General features: G+C 45.2%; 1 protein-coding gene and 1 pseudogene. One reads left to right on the top strand and one right to left on the bottom strand.

Annotated elements, in window-relative coordinates; translation table 11 throughout:
• Positions 1–108: 108 nt before the first annotated feature.
• Positions 109–720: a DUF2913 family protein gene (locus R8O11_RS25530; protein WP_318194650.1), complete on the top strand. Its 612-nt coding sequence runs from the start codon at positions 109–111 to the stop codon at positions 718–720.
• A 118-nt stretch (positions 721–838) separates the two neighbouring features.
• On the opposite strand, the pseudogene tnaA reads toward R8O11_RS25530, so the two are convergent.
• Positions 839–982, bottom strand: a pseudogene (gene tnaA / locus R8O11_RS25525) (tryptophanase); the annotation flags it as partial.
• Positions 983–990: the final 8 nt, after the last annotated feature.

Raw genomic sequence — 990 nt, 5'->3', positions numbered from 1 at the left:
GGTGAAATTGGTAGACACGCTAGCATGAGGTGCTAGTGCCTTAGGTGTGAGGGTTCGAGTCCCTCTCTCGGCACCATTATCCTTCTTCTTAAATTTCGTTTGAGTGTAATGCAAAGTTCTACGCACGCAAGACTATCCGCAGATGCCAACCAACTTCTGAGCGAGCTTGCAGTGCACGCCTTATTGCACCTGCACTTCAAAATCCATGCGTCTTCACGCCCTCTCCCTACAACAGAGCGTAATGATCTGCTGCAAAAATGGCTAAAGCCTAAACTGAAAAGCAATCGCTACAAACTGATTAAAAAGCCGTTAAAGTCTCTGACTCAACAGGCGAAAGGGGAAAATGGCAACCTTGAAGCCTTACTTGAACGCTGCGTTGACGCGAACAAACCAAGTAACCCGCAACCTCACTTAGATAGCTACCTGCTACTAATTAACGAAATTGAGAAAAAACTCGGTACCACGGTACTGCTTTCTCGTCCTGAAGATGTCGACTTATCGCATGACCAGAATGGCTGTTTGCTGTGTGTGTTATCAAATAACTTAAACCAACATTTCGACGACAATAACGCCATGATTGCACCAATTTCGATGCTTTTCCGTGGCCCAATGAGTCAGCGCTCATTGTTCCTTGGTAGTATTTATGCAAGTGGCACATTCAATTATGAAGTGCAATATCAAGACGAACAGTTCGTGCGCATCACGTTAGAGCTGGCGTAATATCCGCTCGGAATGAACTGAACAGACAAAATCAAAAAAGGCCGCGACACTCGCGGCCTTTTGCCCTTTACTTAAGTACCTAGATACCTAGTTATCTAGGTGTCAAACCTACTTCAGGTTAATCAATTTCACGGAAGCGAGCCGTAAAGTGACGTAAAACCGGAGGCTCATATTCGAACGTCAAACCTTTCAATTCATGAGATCGGTTCTTCAACTCAATCAACTCATCCGCGATATAGTCCATGTGGGCGTTAGTATAGACTCAGCGTG

This window comes from Vibrio sp. 1288 (assembly GCF_033344475.1).
Note: the sequence above shows the minus strand (reverse complement) of the source record. Positions and strands in the feature narration are given on the sequence as shown.